This window comes from Cellulomonas sp. KH9, assembly GCF_900114185.1.
Lineage (GTDB): Bacteria > Actinomycetota > Actinomycetes > Actinomycetales > Cellulomonadaceae > Cellulomonas.
Genome location: NZ_FOSE01000002.1, coordinates 361,431 through 376,720 on the forward strand (window position 1 = coordinate 361,431; position 15,290 = coordinate 376,720).

Below are 15,290 nucleotides of genomic sequence, written 5' to 3' on the forward strand. Positions count from 1 at the left end.
CAGGTCTCCCTACTCCGAGAACTTCTCGATCAGGCCGAGCAGGACGATCATGACCGTCCACAGCAGGGCGACGGTCACCGTGATCCGGTTGAGGTTGCGCTCCGCCACGCCGGACGAGCCGGCACCGGCGGTGATGCCGCCGCCGAACATGTCCGACAGGCCGCCGCCCTTGCCCTTGTGCAGCAGCACCAGCGGGACGAGCAGCAGGCTGGTGAGAACCAGCAGCACCTGGAGGGTGATACGAAGACCAGTCACGTCGGTGGGGTTCCTCACTCGGGCGGTTCGGTGCAGCAGTGCGCCGTTGCCGATCGGCGGCGGAGCAGGTGGTGCGGTGGAGCAGGTCGTGCGGTGGAGCAGGTGGTGCCGTGGAGCGACGCTCCGGTGCGCACCGTGGTCGTCGGGATGCGCCGACACGGTGACCGCGGTACAGGGTAGGCGACGCAGGGCGGTGTGATCCACCACCACCCCGTCCCTGGACGTGCGGGACCGGGGCGCGCCGCGGCGCGCCCCGGTCCCGACGAGGTCAGGCGACCGTGTGCGCCTGGTACCGCGCGATCTTCGCGAACTCCTCCGGGTCGAGGCTCGCACCGCCGACGAGCGCGCCGTCGACGTCGGGCTTCGCCATGATCTCGGCGACGTTCGACGACTTCACGGAGCCGCCGTACAGCACGCGGACCGCGTCGGCCGTGGCCTGGTCGTACAGCTCGGCGACCTTGACCCGGATCGCCGCGCACAGCTCCTGGGCGTCGTCCGGCGTGGCCGTCTTGCCGGTGCCGATGGCCCACACCGGCTCGTACGCGATGACGAGGCCCGCGACCTGCTCGGCCGACAGGCCGGCGAGGGCGCCCTCGAGCTGCGCGAGGGTGTGCGGCACGTGCTCGCCGGCCTCGCGGACCTCGAGCGGCTCGCCGACGCACAGGATCGGGACGAGCCCGGCTCCGAGCGCCGACTTGACCTTGGCGTTGACGAGCGCGTCGTCCTCGTGGTGGTACTCCCGGCGCTCCGAGTGCCCGACCGCGACGTACGTGACGCCGAGCTTGGCCAGGAACAGCGGCGAGATCTCACCGGTGTAGGCACCGGACTCGTGCGCCGAGACGTCCTGCGCGCCGTAGCGGATGTCGAGCTTGTCCGCGTCGACGAGCGTCTGCACGCTGCGCAGGTCGGTGAACGGCGGGAGCACCGCGACCTCGACGGCCGCGAAGTCGTGCTTCGCGTCCTTGAGGGTCCACGCGAGCTTCTGCAGCGTGTGGGTCGCCTGGTGGTGGTCCAGGTTCATCTTCCAGTTGCCCGCCATGAGGGGGGTACGGGTCGCCATGGTCGTCAGTCCTCCAGGACAGCGATGCCGGGGAGGGTCTTGCCCTCGAGGAACTCCAGCGACGCGCCGCCGCCGGTGGAGATGTGGCCGAAGTCGGCCTCGTCGAAGCCGAGCGTGCGCACGGCCGCGGCCGAGTCGCCGCCGCCGACGATGGTGAAGCCACCGGCCTTGCCCGCGTCCACGAGCGCCTGCGCGACCGCACGGGTGCCCGCGGCGAACGCCTCGAACTCGAACACGCCGGCCGGGCCGTTCCAGACCACGGTCTTGGCGTCGACGATCTTCGACGCGAACAGCTCGGCCGTCCTCGGGCCGATGTCCAGGCCCATCTGGTCGGCCGGGATGGCGTCCACGTCGACGACCGTCGCCGGGGCGTCGGCCTTGAACTCCGGCGCGACGACGACGTCGACGGGAAGGACGATCTCGACGCCCTTCTCCTTCGCCGTGGCGAGGTAGCCCTTGACGCGGTCGATCTGGTCCTCCTCGAGCAGGCTCTTGCCCACCGAGTGGCCCTGCGCCGCGAGGAACGTGAACAGCATGCCGCCGCCGATGAGCAGGCGGTCCGCCTTGCTCAGCAGGTTCTCGATGACGCCGAGCTTGTCGGAGACCTTCGAGCCGCCGAGGACGACGACGTAGGGGCGCGACGGGTCGTCGGTGGCCTTGCGCAGCGACTCGACCTCCTTGAGGACGAGCTGGCCCACGGCGTGCGGCAGCCGCTGCGCGACGTCGTACACCGACGCCTGCTTGCGGTGCACCACACCGAAGCCGTCCGACACGAAGGCGTCGACCATCGAGGCGAGCTCGTCGGCCAGGGCGCCGCGCTCGGCGTCGTCCTTCGAGGTCTCGCGGGCGTCGAAGCGGACGTTCTCGAGGAGGGCGATCTGGCCGTCCTCGAGCGCCGCGACGGTGGCCTTCGCCGAGTCGCCGACGAGGTCCTGCGCGAGCGCGACCGGCTGGCCGAGCAGCTCGCCGAGACGTGCCGCGACGGGAGCGAGCGAGTACTTGGCGTCCGGGGTGCCCTTCGGGCGGCCGAGGTGCGCCACGACCACGACGCGTGCGCCCTTGGCGAGCAGCGCCTGCAGCGTCGGCAGCGCGGCGCGGATGCGGCCGTCGTCGGTGATGGTCGTGCCGTCGAGCGGCACGTTGAAGTCGGAGCGGACGAGCACGCGCTTGCCGCGCAGGTCGCCGAGGTCGTCGATGGTCTTCATGGTCTCCTACCTACCTGCCGCCGGCGTCGCCGGCGGCCTGGGTCTCCCCCGCCGGGCGGGGGCACGGTGTGGGGCGCTACGGCCCCGGACACAGCAGCGTCCGCGTGCGCCGGGCCGGTGGCCTGGGCGCACGCGGACGCATGGACTGCCTCGGAGCGTGGGACGTCAGAGACGCGCGCCCACGTACTCCGTGAGCTTCACGAGGCTGCTGGAGTAGCCCCACTCGTTGTCGTACCAGGCGACGATCTTGACCTGGTCGCCGATCACCTTGGTGAGCTTCGCGTCGAAGATGCTCTGGTGCGGGTCGGTGACGATGTCCGAGGAGACGATCTCGTCCTCGGTGTACTTCAGCGTGCCCTTCATCTCGCCCTCGGCGGCAGCCTTGACCGCGGCGTTGACCTCGTCGACCGTGACCTCGCGCGAGGCGGTGAAGGTCAGGTCCGTGGCCGAGCCGGTGATCGTCGGCACGCGCAGCGCGAAGCCGTCGAGCTTGCCCTTGAGCTCCGGCAGGACGAGGGCGACGGCCTTGGCCGCACCGGTCGTCGTCGGGACGATGTTCTGCGCGGCGGCGCGCGCACGACGCAGGTCGCGGTGCGGGCCGTCCTGCAGGTTCTGGTCGCCCGTGTACGCGTGGATCGTGGTCATGAGACCGCGCTCGATGCCGATCGCGTCGTTGAGCGCCTTCGCCACGGGGGCCAGGCAGTTCGTGGTGCACGAGGCGTTCGAGATGATGTGGTGCGCCGCGGCGTCGTAGTCGGTGTGGTTCACACCGACGACGAACGTGGCGTCCTCGTTCTTGGCCGGGGCCGAGATGATGACCTTCTTGGCGCCGGCGTCGATGTGCGCCTTCGCCTTGGTGGCGTCCGTGAAGAAGCCGGTCGACTCGATGACGATGTCCGCGCCCAGCTCGCCCCAGGGCAGGTCGGCCGGGTTGCGCTCGGCCAGCGCACGGATCTTCTTGCCGTCGACGATGATGTTCTCGTCGTCGTAGTCCACGCTCAGCGGGAAGCGGCCCAGGACCGTGTCGTACTTGAGCAGGTGCGCCAGGGTGTGGTTGTCGGTGAGGTCGTTGACCCCGACGATCTCGATGTCCGCCCCCGAGGCGACGATGGCGCGGTAGAAGTTGCGCCCGATGCGGCCGAAGCCGTTGATGCCGACCTTGATGGTCACTTGCCCTCCTCGGCACGCGCCGATCCATGCCGGCGCACACAGTTGGTGTTCGGGTCACGCACGCCGCTGTGCGTCCCGACCGCCACTGACCACCACCTGCCGGGCCGTGCCCAGCGCGTTGCGTCCTCGTTGCGATCGGATGACTCGAGCCTATACCCCGAGGCGCGGGGCTCGCCCGAGACGAAGGTCCACCCTCCCGCGCCGTTCGCATGCTGGACGATCCGGAGACCGCGTCGCAGCAGTCCGGGTGGCGTGCAGGGCGCGACGGCAGGGCCGCGGGGGCACGGACCGGACGCGGGTCAGAGGTCGAGCAGGTCCGGGCTGAGCCCGGCCTCGGTGTCGGGGATCCCCAGCTCGGCGGCGCGCCGGTCCGCCGTGGCGAGCAGGCGCCGGATCCGGCCCGCGACCGCGTCCTTCGTCAGCGGCGGGTCGGCGAGCTTGCCGAGCTCCTCGAGCGAGGCCTCCTTGTGGGCGAGCCGGAGCTCGCCGGCCTGGCGCAGGTGCTCGGGCAGGTCGTCACCGAGGATCTCGAACGCCCGGTCGACGCGGGCCCCGGCCGCCACGGCGGCCCGCGCGGAGCGCCGCAGGTTCGCGTCGTCGAAGTTGGCGAGCCGGTTGGCGGTCCCCCGCACCTCACGGCGGACGCGGCGCTCCTCCCACACGAGCATCGTGTCGTGGGCGCCGAGCCGGGTGAGCATGGCGCCGATGGCGTCGCCGTCGCGGATGACGACCCGGTCCACGCCCCGCACGTCGCGGGCCTTGGCCGCCACGCCGAGGCGTCGCGCGGCGCCCACGAGCGCCAGTGCGGCCTCCGGCCCCGGGCACGTCACCTCGAGCGACGACGAGCGTCCCGGCTCGGTGAGCGAGCCGTGCGCGAGGAACGCGCCGCGCCACGCGGCCTCGGCCTCGCCGACCCCGGCCGACACGACCTGCGGCGGCAGCCCGCGGACGGGACGCCCCCGGTTGTCCAGCAGACCGGTCTGACGGGCCAGGGACTCGCCGTCCTTGACGACGCGCACGACGTACCGGCTGCCGCGGCGCAGGCCGCCGCCGGACACCACGATGATGTCGCTCTCGTGGCCGTAGACCTCGGCGATGGCCTGGCGCAGCCGGCGGGCGGCGATCCCGGTGTCCAGCTCCGCCTCGATGACGATGCGCCCGGAGATGATGTGCAGGCCACCGGCGAACCGCAGGGTGGCCGAGATCTCCGCCTTCCGGCACGAGGTCTTGTCGACCTTCAGCCGGGCGAGCTCGTCCTTCACCTGTGCCGTCAGCGCCATGGCGTCATCCTGCCACTGACACCCGGGTGGTCGTGACCGTCCCGTGACCCGGGTTCGGGGGCTCGGCGGCGGTCCGCGCGGCGTGCCGAGGTCGACCGACCAGCGCCCTGTCAGTGCCCGACCGGGGTCCCGACGTCGCCCAGGTAGCCCTCCACGACGTCGCGCAGCGCCGCAGCGAGCCGCAACGGGTCGTGCACCGCGCTCTGGTCCCCCCGCCGGACCTGTCGGACGAGCAGCCGGGTGCCCGTCGACGCGCAGAGGTCCGCGAGCTCACCGACGTCGTCGACGGACGCCGGGTCCACGATCACGGCGTGCACGGGCAGCTCGGGGGCGTGCGCGCGCAGCACCGCGAGGTGGTCGACGGCGCGCATGCCCTGCGTCTCGTCGTCCGGCGTGAGGTTGAGCGTGACGACGATGCGCGCCCGGGTCCCGAGCAGCGCGGCGCGCAGCTCGGGGACCAGCAGGTGCGGGAGCACCGACGAGTACCAGGAGCCCGGGCCCAGCACGACCCAGTCGGCGTCGCGCACCGCCTGCACCGCCTCCGGGCAGGCCGGGGGGTCCGCCGGGTGCAGCCGCAGCTGCTCGATGCGGTACGGCGTCACGGCGACCTGGGTCTGCCCGCGCACGACCTCGAGCGTGCCGTCGTCGCGCCGCACGTCCGCCTCGATCTCCAGCGGCACGGCCGCCATGGGCAGCACGCGTCCTCGCGCACCGAGCAGCCGCCCCACGAGGTCGAGCCCGCCCACCGTGTCCCCCAGCAGCTGCCACAGGGCGACGATCAGCAGGTTCCCCACCGAGTGGTGGTCCAGCGGCCCGTCGGTGGCGAAGCGGTGCTGCAGCAGGTCCCGCCAGGTGCGACCCCACTCGGAGTCGTCGCACAGCGCGGCCAGCGCCATCCGCAGGTCCCCCGGGGGCAGCACGCCGAGCTCCTCGCGCAGCCGGCCGGACGACCCGCCGTCGTCCGCGACGGTGACGACAGCCGTGATCCGGTCCGTCATGAGCCGCAGGGCCGACAGGGAGGCCGCCAGGCCGTGCCCGCCGCCGAAGGCGACGAAGGCGGGGTTCGCGGGCTCACGGAGCCCGCTCGGCGGAGTGCTCACTCCTTGCCCAGGTCCCTCGCCGTCACCTGGACGCGGTGCCCGCGCTCGCGCAGCCGCGCACCGATCGCCTCGCTGATGGCGACGGAGCGGTGCTTGCCGCCCGTGCAGCCCACCGCGATGGTCGCGTAGCGCTTCTCCTCGTGCACGTAGCCCGCGAGCACCGGCTCGAGCGCGTCGACGTAGCGCTCGACGAACGTCGTGGCGCCCGGCAGTCCGAGCACGTAGTCGCGTACCGGGGCGTCCCGCCCCGACAGGTGCCGCAGCTCGGTGATCCAGTAGGGGTTGGACAGGAACCGCACGTCGACGACGTGGTCCGCGTCCAGCGGGATGCCGTACTTGAACCCGAACGACACCACGGACAGGTGCAGCACCTCGTCCGCCGGGCTCGCGACCCCGGCGCGCACGACACGTGCGAGGTCGTGCACGTTGAGGTCCGAGGTGTCGATGACGGTGTCGGCCCGTTCGCGCAGCTCGGCGAGCAGGGCCCGCTCGCGGGCGATGCCGTCGAGGATCCGGCCGTCCGCCTGCAGCGGGTGCGGCCGGCGCACCTGCTCGAACCGGCGGACCAGCACCTCGTCGGACGCGTCGAGGAACAGCACCCGCAGCTCGACCCCCGTGCCCTGCAGGTGGTCGATCACCCCGGTCAGCGCCGCGAAGTACTCCCGGCCGCGGACGTCGATCACCGCAGCCAGCCGCCGGGCCCCCGTGCCCACCGGCCCGCTCGTGAGCATGCCGACCAGGTGCGTGAGCATCTGCGCGGGCAGGTTGTCGACGACGTACCAGCCGAGGTCCTCGAGGACCGCGGCCGCGCGGGTCCGGCCGGCACCGGACATGCCGGTGATGACCAGGACCTCGGGCTGCTCGAGGACCGGTGCCTCGGCGGCCGCCTCGAGGGCGGGGATGCCCGCCGGCACGGTGATCGGCGAGGGCTCGCTCATGCGTCAAGGATGCCAGGCTCGTCGGCGGGCACCGCGCCGGACCCGCCGGGCGGCGTGCCGGTGGCTGCGTCCACCGGCGGTCCCGCGAGCGCTGCGACCACCGCCTGGGCCGTGCGGGCACCCATGCCGGGGACCGTCGCGATCTCCTCGGCGGACGCCGCGCGCAGCCGCTTCACCGAGCCGAAGTGCCGCAGCAGCGCGGCCTTGCGCGCGGGTCCCAGGCCCGGCACGTCGTCCAGCACGGACACGGTCATGCCCTTGCTGCGCCGCTTGCGGTGGGCGGTGATCGCGAACCGGTGCGCCTCGTCGCGGACGCGCTGCAGCAGGTACAGCCCCTCCGACGCGCGCCGGAGGATGACCGGGTACTCCTCCCCCGGCAGCCACACCTCCTCGAGCCGCTTGGCCAGCCCGCACAGCGCGACGTCGTCGATGCCCAGCTCGGCCAGCGCCGCGGCAGCCGCCGCGACCTGCGGCGGGCCCCCGTCGACGACGACGAGGTTGGGCGGGTACGCGAACCGCACGGGCCGTCCCGTGCGCTCGTCGACGGGTCCGCTGCGCGGCGCGTCGTCCTCCTCCCCGTCCCCCAGCTCGGGGTCGTGCGCGTCTGCTCGCTCCGCCAGGTAGCGGCGGAACCGCCGGGTGATGACCTCGTGCATGGCGGCGGTGTCGTCGCGCGCACCCTGGCCCTCCGGGCCGCGCACCGAGAACAGTCGGTACTCGCTCTTGCGGGCGAGCCCGTCCTCGAACACCACCATCGACGCGGACTGGTACGTGCCCTGGTTGTGGGACACGTCGTAGCACTCGATCCGCAGCGGGGCCGTCGGCAGGTCGAGCGCCTCCTGGATCTCGCGCAGCGCCATGCTGCGGCTCGTGAGGTCGCCGGCGCGGCGCGTCCGGTGCAGCGCGAGGGCGTGCTCGGCGTTGCGCAGCACGGTGGCCGCGAGCTCCCGCTTGTCGCCGCGCTGCGGCACGCGCACCTGCACGCGGCTGCCCCGCAGGCCGGACAGCCAGGCCTGCACCTGCTCGACGTCGGTGGGCAGCACGGGCACGAGCACCTCGCGCGGCACCGACGCCGAGGCGGCCTCCGGGTCCTCGCCGCCGTACACCTGCTGCAGCAGGTGCTCGACCAGCGCCGCGTCGTCGATGTCCTCGACCTTCTCGACCACCCAGCCGCGCTGCCCGCGGATGCGGCCGTCCCGCACGTGGAAGACCTGGACGGCGGCCTCGAGCTCGTCACCGGCCAGGGCGAAGACGTCGGCGTCGGTGCCGTCGGACAGGACGACCGCGTTGCGCTCGGTGGCCTTCTCGAGGGTCGCGATGTCGTCGCGCAGCCGCGCGGCACGCTCGTAGTCGAGCTCGGCCGCGGCCTCCTTCATCGCGCGCGTCAGCCGCCGGGTGAACCGGACCGTGTCGCCCGCCATGAAGTCGCAGAAGTCCTGGGCGAGCTGGTGGTGCTCGTCGACGCCGATGCGTCCGACGCACGGGGCCGAGCACTTGTCGATGTAGCCGAGCAGGCACGGCCGCCCCTGCTGACGCGCGCGCTTGAAGACACCGGCGGAGCACGTGCGCACGGGGAAGACCCGCAGCAGCAGGTCCACGGTCTCGCGGATCGCCCACGCGTGCGCGTACGGCCCGAAGTAGCGGGTGCCCTTGCGCTTGGCCCCGCGCATGACCTGCACCCTGGGCACCTCGTCGGCCATGGTGACGGCGAGGTAGGGGTAGGACTTGTCGTCGCGGTACTTGACGTTGAACCGCGGGTCGAACTCCTTGATCCAGGAGTACTCGAGGGCGAGCGCCTCGACCTCGGTGCCCACGACCGTCCACTGCACCGACGCCGCCGTGGTCACCATCTGCTGCGTGCGCGGGTGCAGCCCGGCGATGTCCTGGAAGTAGCTGTTGAGCCGGTTGCGCAGGCTCTTGGCCTTGCCGACGTACACCACGCGCCCGTGCTCGTCCCGGAAGCGGTACACGCCCGGGGCGTCGGGGATCTCCCCCGGCGCGGGGCGGTAGGTCGCGGGGTCGGCCATGTCCCGAGCCTAAGTCCGACGACCGACAGGCCCGCGCCCCGGGTGCCCGTGCCGGGCACCGGGTGCGCCGCAGCAGGATGCGGGTGTGACGTGCACCACTAGGGTCGGGGCATGGCTCAGCTCCTGCACCAGTACTCCGTCGACCTCGTGTGGACCGGTGCGCGCGACACCGGGACGGCGACGTACACGTCCTACGGCCGCGACCACACCCTGACGTCGGGCGGCAAGATGCCGCTGCCGGGCACCTCGGACCCCGGGTTCCGGGGCGACCCGGACCGTTGGTCGCCCGAGGACCTGCTGGTCGGGGCGCTGTCCCAGTGCCACATGCTGTGGTTCCTGCACCTCGCCGCCGCCGCGGGCGTCGTCGTCGTCGGCTACACCGACTCCGCGTCCGGCACGATGCGCATCGAGGCGGCGGGCCAGGGGCAGTTCACCGAGGTGGTGCTCCGGCCGCGGGTGACGGTGCGCGGCACCGCCCTGGCCGACGGCACCGCCATCGACGGCGCCCTGCTCACCGGCCTGCACCACCGCGCGCAGGAGCACTGCTTCATCGCGCGCTCGGTGAACTTCCCCGTGCGGCACGAGCCGGCCCCGCCGGCCCACGAGCCGGCCTGACGCCGGGGCCCGCCCCGGTCAGGCGGGCACCCGCTCCCGCTCGGGCTCGAGGACCTCGGCGAGGAAGCGCCCCGTGTGGCTGCCCGGCACGCCCGCGACGTGCTCGGGCGTCCCCTCGGCGACGACCGTGCCGCCTCCGGACCCGCCCTCGGGGCCCATGTCGATGACCCAGTCGGCGTTCTTGATCACGTCGAGGTTGTGCTCGATGACGAGCACGGTGTTGCCCTTGTCGACCAGGGACTGCAGCACGCCGAGGAGCTTGCGGATGTCCTCGAAGTGCAGCCCGGTGGTCGGCTCGTCGAGCACGTAGATGGTGCGGCCGGTCGAGCGGCGCTGCAGCTCGGCGGCGAGCTTGACCCGCTGCGCCTCGCCGCCGGACAGCGTGGGGGCGGGCTGCCCGAGCCGGACGTAGCCCAGCCCCACGTCGACGAGCGTGCGCAGGTGGCGGGCGATCGCCGGCACCGCGGCGAAGAACTCCGCGGCCTCCTCGATCGGCATCGCCAGGACGTCCGCGACGGTCTTGCCCTTGAAGTGCACCTCGAGCGTCTCGCGGTTGTACCGGGCGCCGTGGCAGACCTCGCACGGCACGTACACGTCCGGCAGGAAGTTCATCTCGATCTTCAGCGTGCCGTCACCCGAGCACGCCTCGCACCGGCCGCCCTTGACGTTGAACGAGAACCGGCCGGGGGTGTACCCCCGGACCTTGGCCTCCTGGGTCTCCGCGAACAGCTTGCGGACGTGGTCCCACACCCCCGTGTACGTCGCGGGGTTGGACCGCGGCGTGCGCCCGATGGGGCCCTGGTCCACGTGCACGACCTTGTCGAGCTGGTCGAGCCCCGTGACGCGCTTGTGGCGTCCGGCGACCTGCCGCGCACCGTTGAGCTCGTTGGCCATCACCGTGTAGAGGATCGAGTTCACGAGCGTCGACTTGCCGGAGCCGGACACCCCGGTGACCGCCGTGAGCACCCCGAGCGGGAAGGACACGTCGATGCCCCGCAGGTTGTTCTCGCGCGCCCCCACGACCGTCACCTGCCGCGTGCGGTCCACGGGCCGGCGCTCGGCCGGCATCGGGATGGACCGGCGGCCCGACAGGTACGCGCCGGTGACGGACTCCGCGGACGCGAGCAGACCGTCGAGGTCCCCCGAGTGCACCACGCGCCCCCCGTGCTCGCCCGCGCCCGGACCGATGTCGACGATCCAGTCCGCCGCCCGGATGGTGTCCTCGTCGTGCTCGACGACGATGAGGGTGTTGCCGAGGTCCCGCAGCCGGGTGAGCGTGTCGATCAGCCGCCGGTTGTCACGCTGGTGCAGGCCGATGGACGGCTCGTCGAGCACGTACAGCACCCCGACGAGGCCCGACCCGATCTGCGTCGCGAGCCGGATGCGCTGCGCCTCGCCGCCCGAGAGCGTCGCGGCCGGCCGCATGAGCGACAGGTAGTCGAGGCCGACGTCGAGCAGGAACCCCAGGCGGGCCTGGATCTCCTTGATCACCTGCGCGGCGATCGCCCGCTCGCGCTCACCGAGCTCGAGGCCGTCGATGAACGCGCGCGCCTCGTCGATCGGCAGCTCGCACACCTCGGCGATCGACCGGCCGCCGACCTTGACGGCGAGCACCTCGGGCTTCAGCCGTGCGCCCTGGCACGTGGGGCACGGGACCTCCCGCATGAAGGCCTCGTACTTCTCCTTGCTCCACTCCGAGTCGGTCTCGGCGTGCCGGCGCTGCAGGAAGGTGATGACGCCCTCGAACCCCGTGGAGTACTGCCGCTCACGCCCCCACCGGTTGCGGTAGCGGACGTGCACCTCGTGGTTCTGCCCGTGCAGCACCGCGTCCCGTGCGCGCTTCGGCAGCGCCCGCCAGGGCGTGTCCATCGAGAACCCGAGGTCGGCCGCGAGCGCGCTGAGCACGCGCTGGAAGTACTCGGACGACGTCTGGGCCCACGGCGCGACCGCCCCCTGCGCGAGCGACAGGTCGTCGTCGGGGATCACGAGCTCGGGGTCCACCTCGAGCCGCGACCCGATGCCCGTGCACTCCGGGCAGGCGCCGTAGGGCGCGTTGAACGAGAACGTGCGCGGCTCGATCTCCTCGAGCGTCAGGACGTGGTCGTTCGGGCACGCGCGGTGCTCGGAGAACCGGCGCTCGCGCTGCGGGTCGTCCGCGTCGGCGTCGACGAGCTCGACCACGAGCAGGCCGCCGGCGAGCCCCAGCGCCGTCTCGACCGAGTCGGTGAGGCGGCGCTGCACGCCCTCGCGGGACACCAGGCGGTCCACGACCACCTCGATGTCGTGCTTGAGCTTCTTCTCGAGCGTCGGCGGTGAGGCCAGCTGCACGACCTCGCCGTCGACGCGGGCGCGGGAGAACCCCTTGCCCTGCAGCTCGCGGAAGAGCTCCGCGTACTCCCCCTTGCGCCCGCGCACGACCGGCGCGAGCACCTGGTACCGCGTCCCCTCCGGCAGCTCCAGCAGCCGGTCCACGATCTGCTGCGGCGTCTGGGCCGTGACCCGCTCCCCGCACACCGGGCAGTACTGCGTGCCGGCGCGGGCGAACAGCAGGCGCAGGTAGTCGTAGACCTCGGTGATGGTGCCGACGGTGGAGCGCGGGTTGCGGTTGGTCGACTTCTGGTCGATGGACACCGCCGGGGACAGCCCCTCGATGAAGTCCACGTCGGGCTTGTCCATCTGCCCGAGGAACTGCCGCGCGTACGCGGACAGCGACTCGACGTAGCGTCGCTGCCCCTCGGCGAAGATCGTGTCGAAGGCGAGGGACGACTTGCCGGAGCCGGACAGGCCGGTGAAGGCGATGAGGGCGTCACGGGGCAGGTCGACGTCGACGTTGCGGAGGTTGTGCTCCCGGGCGCCGCGGACCAGCAGACGGTCGGACAGAGGATCGGTCACAGCCGACGAGTCTACGTCGGGCCACCGACAGTCGCACACGTGTTCGAGGTGCGCGATCGACGCCGGTGCGGTACCGCATCCGCACGCCCGACCCCGCGAGCGCCGTCGGGCCGAGCGGGCCATGCTGAGGGCGATGGTCGCGCCGAGCACACCGACGGGCGAGGACGGCCCGCCGGACGACCCCCCGGCGGGCGACCTCCTGCTGGACGGCCAGGTCCCCGTCGAGGAGTACGCCGTGCTGGGCGACGGCCACTCCGCCGCCCTGGTGTCGCGGCACGGGTCGGTCGACTGGCTGTGCCTGCCGCGGTTCGACTCGGACGCCTGCTTCGCCGCGCTCCTGGGCACGCCCGAGCACGGCCGATGGCTCCTGACGGTCCGGGACGCCGCCGCCGTGACCCGGCGGTACCGGGGCGACTCGTTCGTCCTCGAGACGACCTACCGCACCGCGGGGGGCACGGCCGTCGCCACCGACGCCATGCCGTCGGGCGACGGACGCGCGGACCTGGTGCGCCGGCTGACCTGCACGGCCGGGGAGGTCGAGGTCGAGCACGAGTGGGTGGTGCGCTTCGGGTACGGCGCCGTGCAGCCGTGGGTGCGCCACGAGGACGACGCCGACGGCTGCGACACGATCCGCGCGGTGGCGGGCCCCGACTCGCTGGTGCTGCGCGGCGACCGCCTCCCCCGCGCCGACGGACGCCGCCACCGCGACCGGTTCACGCTGCACGCGGGGCAGAGCGTCGAGCTGTCGCTCACGTGGGTCCACTCGTGGCAGCCGGTGCCGCCGCGCCTGCCGGTGAGCGGCCGGGTCGACACGACGGCGGTCCGCTGGGGCCTGTGGGCGCGCGACTGCGGGTACGACGGCCCGTACCGGGAGGCGGTCGTCCGCTCGCTGCTCGTGCTGCGCCTGCTGACCGACGCCACCACCGGGGGCATCGTCGCGGCGCCGACGACGTCGCTGCCCGAGACCCCGGGCGGCGAGCGCAACTGGGACTACCGGTACTGCTGGCTGCGGGACGCCGCGTTCACGCTCGAGGCGCTCCTGGAGCAGGGGTTCCGCGACGAGGCGACCCAGTGGCGGGACTGGCTGGCCCGGGCCGTGGCGGGCGACCCGCGGGACCTGCAGATCATGTACCGGCTGGACGGCGGGCGCCGCCTGCCGGAGACGCACCTCGGCCACCTGCCGGGGTACGCGGGCTCGCGCCCGGTGCGCCGGGGCAACGGCGCGGTGCGGCAGGTGCAGCACGACGTGCTCGGCGTGGTCATGTCGGCGCTGGCGATGGCCCGGGACGCGGGTCTCGCCGAGACGTCCGACACGTGGTCGCTGCAGCGTCGGCTCGTCGACGACCTGGCGCGCCACTGGCGGGAGCCGGACCGCGGCATCTGGGAGGTGCGCGGCGAGCCCCGGCACTTCACGCACTCGAAGGTGATGACGTGGGTCGCGCTCGACCGCGCGGTGCAGGCCGTCGAGCAGCACGGCCTGCCCGGCCCCGTCGAGCGCTGGCGCCGCACCCGCGACGAGGTCCGCACCGACGTCCTCGCCCACGGGTGGTCCGACGCGCGCGGCAGCTTCGTGCAGCACTACGGGGCGGAGCACGCCGACGCCTCGCTGCTGCAGCTGGTCCTGGTGGGGTTCGTGCCCGCGGACGGACCGCACGCGCGCGGGACGGTCGCCGCGGTCCGCGAGGAGCTGGAGGTCGGGCCGGGGCTGCTGCGCCGGTACCGCACGGAGCGCACGGACGACGGGCTGCACGGCGACGAGGCCGCGTTCCTCGCGTGCTCCTTCTGGCTCGCCGACGCCCTGGCCCGGGGGAACGACGTCGACGGCGCCCGCCGGGTGCTCGACGCGGTGGTGCCGCTGGCCAACGACGTGGGCCTGCTCGCCGAGCAGTACGACCCCGTCGGCCGGCACATGCGGGGCAACGTGCCGCAGGCGCTCTCGCACCTGGCGCTCGTCCGCGCGGCGCACAGCCACGCGGCGGCGGCCCGGCGCGCGGCCGCGGGGGCGGCGGCGGTGACCCCGTGATCGCGCGGCCCGCCGGTCCGTGCACGGACCACGTCGACCCCGGGGGCCCCAGCGCGGTGCGGGTGCTGGACGACGCGGAGCTCCGCACCGCGTCCGTCGGGCCGATGGACAACGACGCCTACCTGCTCACGTGCCGCGCCACGGGCGCCCAGCTGCTCGTCGACGCCCCCGCGGACCCCGACCGGCTGCTGGCCCTCGTCCGGGAGGGCTCGCCGTCGGCACGGCTCGACACCGTGGTGGTCACCCACCGGCACGGCGACCACCTGGGTGCGCTGGCCTCCGTCGTGGCCGTGACGGGGGCCCGGGTCGCCGCGGGCGTCGCCGACGCGGACGCGATCGAGGACGCGACCGGCTGCAAGGTCGCGGTGCGCCTGCGCCACGGCGACCACGTCCGGGTCGGCGCGCTGGTCCTCGACGTCGTGGCGCTGCGCGGCCACACCCCGGGGTCGGTGGCCCTGGCGCTGACCGAGGGCCCGCAGGCGCGGACGCCCGGGGCCGTGGCCGGGCGCACGCACCTGTTCACGGGGGACTCGCTGTTCCCCGGCGGCGTGGGCAGCACGCAGGGCGACCCCGCGCGGTTCGCGCGGCTGCTCGCTGACGTCACCTCGCGCGTCGTCGACCGGTACGGGGACGGCACCTGCGTCCACCCGGGCCACGGCGAGGCGACGACCCTGGGCGAACAGCGCCCCCACCTCCCCGCGTGGGCCTCCCGCGGCTGGTGACCC

General features: G+C 73.5%; 12 protein-coding genes. 3 read left to right on the forward strand and 9 right to left on the reverse strand.

What is annotated here, in order from left to right:
- Positions 1-9: 9 nt before the first annotated feature.
- The 8 genes from secG to uvrC all read right to left on the reverse strand — a co-directional run bounded on the left by secG (position 10) and on the right by uvrC (position 9,035).
- Entirely contained in the window at positions 10-255 is a 246-nt protein-coding gene (secG, locus tag BMZ16_RS07825) for a preprotein translocase subunit SecG (RefSeq protein ID WP_089799182.1), read from the reverse strand.
- A 268-nt stretch (positions 256-523) separates the two neighbouring features.
- Positions 524-1,315, reverse strand: a complete 792-nt coding sequence (gene tpiA / locus BMZ16_RS07830) for a triose-phosphate isomerase (RefSeq protein ID WP_089799184.1) — start codon at positions 1,313-1,315, stop codon at positions 524-526.
- A 5-nt stretch (positions 1,316-1,320) separates the two neighbouring features.
- A complete protein-coding gene (gene pgk / locus BMZ16_RS07835; RefSeq protein ID WP_089799186.1) occupies positions 1,321-2,520 on the reverse strand; it encodes a phosphoglycerate kinase in 1,200 nt (399 codons plus the stop codon).
- A 165-nt stretch (positions 2,521-2,685) separates the two neighbouring features.
- The gene (gap, locus tag BMZ16_RS07840; RefSeq protein ID WP_089799188.1) at positions 2,686-3,690 is read right to left on the reverse strand and encodes a type I glyceraldehyde-3-phosphate dehydrogenase; all 1,005 of its coding nucleotides are present in this window, start codon (positions 3,688-3,690) and stop codon (positions 2,686-2,688) included.
- A 299-nt stretch (positions 3,691-3,989) separates the two neighbouring features.
- Positions 3,990-4,970, reverse strand: a complete 981-nt coding sequence (whiA, locus tag BMZ16_RS07845; RefSeq protein ID WP_089799190.1) for a DNA-binding protein WhiA — start codon at positions 4,968-4,970, stop codon at positions 3,990-3,992.
- Positions 4,971-5,080: 110 nt separating this feature from the next.
- Entirely contained in the window at positions 5,081-6,070 is a 990-nt protein-coding gene (gene yvcK / locus BMZ16_RS07850) for a gluconeogenesis factor YvcK family protein (protein ID WP_089799192.1), read from the reverse strand.
- Positions 6,067-7,008, reverse strand: coding sequence for an RNase adapter RapZ (gene rapZ / locus BMZ16_RS07855; protein WP_089799194.1), 942 nt, complete (start codon positions 7,006-7,008; stop codon positions 6,067-6,069). Before rapZ ends, yvcK begins: the two co-directional genes overlap by 4 nt.
- Positions 7,005-9,035, reverse strand: a complete 2,031-nt coding sequence (gene uvrC / locus BMZ16_RS07860) for an excinuclease ABC subunit UvrC (protein ID WP_089799196.1) — start codon at positions 9,033-9,035, stop codon at positions 7,005-7,007. Before uvrC ends, rapZ begins: the two co-directional genes overlap by 4 nt.
- Before the next feature lie 111 nt (positions 9,036-9,146).
- Here uvrC and BMZ16_RS07865 point away from each other — a divergent pair, with 111 nt between their 5' ends.
- Positions 9,147-9,650 carry an OsmC family protein gene (locus tag BMZ16_RS07865; protein ID WP_089799198.1) on the forward strand — a complete coding sequence of 168 codons (504 nt, stop codon included), beginning with the start codon at positions 9,147-9,149 and terminating at the stop codon, positions 9,648-9,650.
- 18 nt (positions 9,651-9,668) lie between these two features.
- Here the strand turns inward: BMZ16_RS07865 and uvrA are convergent, their stop codons facing one another.
- On the reverse strand, positions 9,669-12,530 hold the full coding sequence (uvrA, locus tag BMZ16_RS07870) for an excinuclease ABC subunit UvrA (protein ID WP_089799969.1): 2,862 nt from the start codon (positions 12,528-12,530) through the stop codon (positions 9,669-9,671).
- A 145-nt stretch (positions 12,531-12,675) separates the two neighbouring features.
- Between uvrA and BMZ16_RS07875 the strand changes: the two genes are divergently transcribed.
- A complete protein-coding gene (locus tag BMZ16_RS07875) occupies positions 12,676-14,565 on the forward strand; it encodes a glycoside hydrolase family 15 protein (protein WP_089799200.1) in 1,890 nt (629 codons plus the stop codon).
- On the forward strand, positions 14,562-15,287 hold the full coding sequence (locus tag BMZ16_RS07880; protein WP_255366446.1) for an MBL fold metallo-hydrolase: 726 nt from the start codon (positions 14,562-14,564) through the stop codon (positions 15,285-15,287). Before BMZ16_RS07875 ends, BMZ16_RS07880 begins: the two co-directional genes overlap by 4 nt.
- The last annotated feature ends 3 nt before the right edge of the window (positions 15,288-15,290 follow it).